At 71.8% G+C, this 4,183-nt stretch carries 4 protein-coding genes; all 4 read right to left on the minus strand.

Features of this window, described 5'->3' with window-relative positions; translation table 11 throughout:
• Positions 1 to 21: 21 nt before the first annotated feature.
• Positions 22 to 1,089 (minus strand): threonine synthase, encoded by a 1,068-nt coding sequence (gene thrC, locus HW445_RS20560; protein ID WP_180222455.1) that lies wholly within the window; start codon positions 1,087 to 1,089, stop codon positions 22 to 24.
• Positions 1,090 to 1,097: 8 nt separating this feature from the next.
• Positions 1,098 to 2,390, minus strand: a complete 1,293-nt coding sequence (locus tag HW445_RS20565; RefSeq protein ID WP_166021195.1) for a homoserine dehydrogenase — start codon at positions 2,388 to 2,390, stop codon at positions 1,098 to 1,100.
• A gap of 143 nt (positions 2,391 to 2,533) precedes the next feature.
• Positions 2,534 to 3,925 carry a diaminopimelate decarboxylase gene (gene lysA / locus HW445_RS20570; protein ID WP_180222456.1) on the minus strand — a complete coding sequence of 464 codons (1,392 nt, stop codon included), beginning with the start codon at positions 3,923 to 3,925 and terminating at the stop codon, positions 2,534 to 2,536.
• 53 nt (positions 3,926 to 3,978) lie between these two features.
• On the minus strand, positions 3,979 to 4,183 hold a 205-nt coding region (locus HW445_RS20575; RefSeq protein ID WP_257231190.1), incomplete at its 5' end, for a DALR anticodon-binding domain-containing protein.

Below are 4,183 nucleotides of genomic sequence, written 5' to 3' on the forward strand. Positions count from 1 at the left end.
ACCGCTTCCGGGCCGGGGGCCTCAGACGAGGCCGAGCCGCTCCGCCGCCGCGGCGGCGTCCACCGGCACGACCTCCGGGCGGGTCGGCGCGCCCATGACCGCCCAGTCGGGGTCCTTGAGCCCGTTGCCGGTCACGGTGCACACGATCCGCTGGCCCGGGTCGACCAGGCCGGCCTCGGTCGCCTTCAGCAGACCGGCCACCGACGCCGCCGACGCCGGCTCGACGAACACGCCCTCCTGCGAGGCCAGCAGCCGGTAGGCCCGCAGGATCTCACGGTCCGTCACCTCGTCGATCAGGCCGCCCGAGTCGTCCCGCGCCGCCTCCGCGTACTCCCAGGAGGCGGGGTTGCCGATCCGGATCGCCGTGGCGATGGTCTGCGGGTCCTTGACGACCTCGCCGCGCACCAGCGGCGCGCTCCCGGACGCCTGGAAGCCCCACATCCGCGGCTTGCGCGTCGCGAGCCCTTCCGCGGCGTACTCCCGGTAGCCCTTCCAGTACGCGGTGATGTTGCCCGCGTTGCCCACCGGCAGGACGTGCACGTCGGGGGCGTCGCCCAGCATGTCCACGATCTCGAAGGCAGCGGTCTTCTGCCCCTCGATCCGCACCGGGTTCACCGAATTGACCAGCGCCACCGGGTAGTTGTCGGACAGCGAGCGCGCCAGCGTGAGGCAGTCGTCGAAGTTGCCGTCGACCTGGAGGATCTTCGCGCCGTGGACCAGCGCCTGGCCCATCTTGCCGAGCGCGATCTTCCCCTGCGGCACCAGCACCGCGCACACCATGCCGGCGCGCACCGCGTAGGCGGCGGCCGAGGCGGACGTGTTGCCGGTGGACGCGCAGATGACCGCCTTCGCGCCTTCCTCCTTGGCCCGCGTGATCGCCATCGTCATCCCGCGGTCCTTGAACGAACCCGTCGGGTTCGCGCCCTCGACCTTGAGGTGTACCTCGCAGCCGGTGCGCTCGGAGAGCACCTGCGCGGGCACGAGCGGCGTGCCGCCCTCGCGGAGCGTCACGACCTCCGTCGTGTCGGAGACCGGAAGCCGGTCCCGGTACTCCTCGATGATTCCGCGCCACTGGTGAGTCTGAGTCATGACTCCGCCTACTCTCCTTCGACCCGCATGATGCTGGCGACGCCCCGGACGGTGTCCAGGCCGCGCAGCGCCTCGACGACCCCGCTGAGCGAGGCGTCGGACGCACGATGGGTGACGACGACGAGGGAGGCCTCGCCGTCCTTTCCCTGCTGACGCACGGTGTCGATCGACACGCCGTGCTCGGCAAAAACAGTGGCCACCTGGGCGAGCACGCCCGGCTTGTCGGCGACGTCCAGGCTGATGTGGTACCGCGTGACCACCTCGCCCATCGGCGACACCGGAAGCGCCGCGTACGCGGAGTCACCGGGACCGGTGGCCCCGGCCAGCCGGTTGCGGCAGACCGCGACCAGGTCGCCCAGCACGGCCGAGGCGGTGGGCGAACCACCCGCGCCCGGCCCGTAGAACATCAGCTGACCGGCCGCCTCGGACTCCACGAACACCGCGTTGTACGCGCCGCGCACCGAGGCGAGCGGGTGGGTGAGCGGGATCATCGCGGGGTGCACCCGGGCCGTGACCGAGCCGCCGTCCGCCGCCCGCTCGCAGATGGCGAGCAGTTTGATGGTGCAGCCCATCTCCTTGGCGGAGGCGAAGTCCGCGGCGGTCACCTCGGTCATGCCCTCGCGGTACACGTCGTCGAGGAGGACCCGGGAGTGGAAGGCGATGCCGGACAGGATCGCGGCCTTGGCCGCGGCGTCGAAGCCCTCGACGTCGGCCGTCGGGTCGGCCTCGGCGTACCCCAGCGCGGTCGCCTCGTCCAGCGCCTCCTGGTAGCCGGCGCCGGTGGTGTCCATCTTGTCGAGGATGAAGTTGGTCGTGCCGTTGACGATGCCCAGCACCCGGTTGACCTTGTCGCCGGCCATCGACTCGCGCAGCGGCCGGATCAGCGGGATGGCGCCCGCCACCGCCGCCTCGTAGTACAGGTCCCGGCCCTGCTCCTCGGCGGCCGCGTGCAGCGCCGCGCCGTCCTGCGCGATGAGCGCCTTGTTCGCGGACACCACGGAGGCGCCGTGCTGGAACGCGGTGGTGATCAGCGTCCGGGCCGGCTCGATCCCGCCGATCACCTCGACGACGACGTCGATGTCGCCCCGTTTGACCAGGGCGGTCGCGTCGGTGGTGATCAGCGAGGGGTCGATCCCGGCCCGTACCCGGTCCGGACGGCGGACGGCGACGCCGGCCAGCTCCACCGGCGCGCCGATCCGCGCGGCGAGGTCGGCCGCGTGCGTCGTCATGATGCGCGCCACCTCTGAGCCGACCACTCCACAGCCCAGCAGCGCCACCTTCAGCGGACGCGTACGCATCATCCGACCTCGTTTCCTCATACCGGTCAACGGTTGTCCAGTCTCAGGCACCGGACGGAAAAATCTTCCATTCGTCCGGATCCTGAGACCCAGGTTTCCGGGATCTTCCCGGGTTTCCGGCGGCTTTTCCGCCGGACGTTCTCACCTCACCCGACGTCGAGACGGAGCAGGTCCTCCTCCGTCTCACGGCGGACGATCACCCGGGTGTCACCGTTCCTGACGGCGAGCACCGGCGGGCGCAGCACGTGGTTGTAGTTGCTCGCCATGGAGCGGCAGTAGGCGCCGGTGGCGGGCACCGCGATCAGGTCGCCGGGCGCGAGGTCGGCCGGCAGGAAGGCGTCCCTGACCAGGATGTCACCACTCTCGCAGTGCTTGCCGACCACGCGGGCGAGCATCGGCTCGGCGTCGCTGGTCCGCGAGACGAGGGCGACGGAGTACTCGGCGTCGTAGAGCGCGGTGCGGATGTTGTCCGACATCCCGCCGTCCACCGACACGTACGTCCGCAGCCCGTCGAGCGGCTTCAGCGTCCCCACCTCGTACAGCGTGAAGGCGGTGGGCCCGACGATCGCCCGTCCCGGCTCCACGGAGATCCGCGGCACGGCCAGCCCGGCGCCCTCGCACTCCCGGGCGACGATCTCGCCGAGCGACTTGGCGATCTCGTGCGGCCCCTGCGGGTCGTCGTCGCTGGTGTAGGCGATGCCGAGGCCGCCGCCGAGGTCGATCTCGGGCAGTTCGACACCGTGCTCGTCGCGGATCTCGGCCAGCAGCCCGACGACCCGCCGCGCGGCGACCTCGAACCCGGCCATGTCGAAGATCTGCGACCCGATGTGGCTGTGGATGCCGGCCAGCTCCAGCCCGTCCAGCTTCAGCGCCCGGCGCACCGCCTCGGCGGCCTGCCCGCCGGCCAGCGGGATGCCGAACTTCTGGTCCTCGTGCGCGGTGGCGATGAACTCGTGGGTGTGCGCCTCGACGCCGACGGTGACGCGGATCAGCACCTTCTGCCGCACCCCGTGCGACTGCGCGACGTGGGCGACGCGCACGATCTCCTGGAACGAGTCGAGCACGATGTGCCCGACCCCGACGGTCACCGCCCGCTCGATCTCGGCGAGCGACTTGTTGTTGCCGTGGAACGCGATCCGCCCGGCGGGCATCCCGGCGGCCAGCGCGGTCGCCAGCTCGCCGGAGGAGCAGACGTCGAGGTTCAGCCCTTCCTCGTGCAGCCACCGCACGACGGCCTTCGACAGGAACGCCTTGCCCGCGTAGTACACGTCGGCGCCCTCACCGAACGCCTCCCGCCAGGCGCGGGCGCGTCCGCGGAAGTCGTCCTCGTCCATCACGTAGGCCGGGGTGCCGTGCTCCCGGGCGATCTCCCGGACGTCGACCCCGCCCACGCGGACGGCGCCGTCCGCGTCACGGGTCACCGAGCCCGCCCAGACCTTGGGGTCGAGGGCGTTGAGGTCGGCGGGCGGGGCGGTGTAGTGGCCCTCGGTGAGGACGTCGGCGTGACGGGGCCCGGCGGGGTGTGCGGAACGGCTCATCGTCTGTGTCTCTGCGTCTCTCTTCGGCTCCGGCCGGCTTCTGTTTCGCCTGGTCAGAGATGTTCGGGTGCGTCGATGCCGAGCAGGTCGAGGCCACCGGCCAGCACCGTCCCGGCGGCTTCGGCGAGCGCGAGCCGGGCGCGGTGGGCGGCCGAGGGTTTCTCCTCCCCCGTCGGCAGCACCGGGGCGCACGTCAGGAACTCCAGCGTGGCGTCGGCGACCGTCACCAGGTGCCGGGCCAGCCGGTCCGGGGCGTGG

It is taken from the genome of Streptomyces sp. UH6 (assembly GCF_013421635.1).
Lineage (GTDB): Bacteria > Actinomycetota > Actinomycetes > Streptomycetales > Streptomycetaceae > Streptomyces > Streptomyces abyssomicinicus.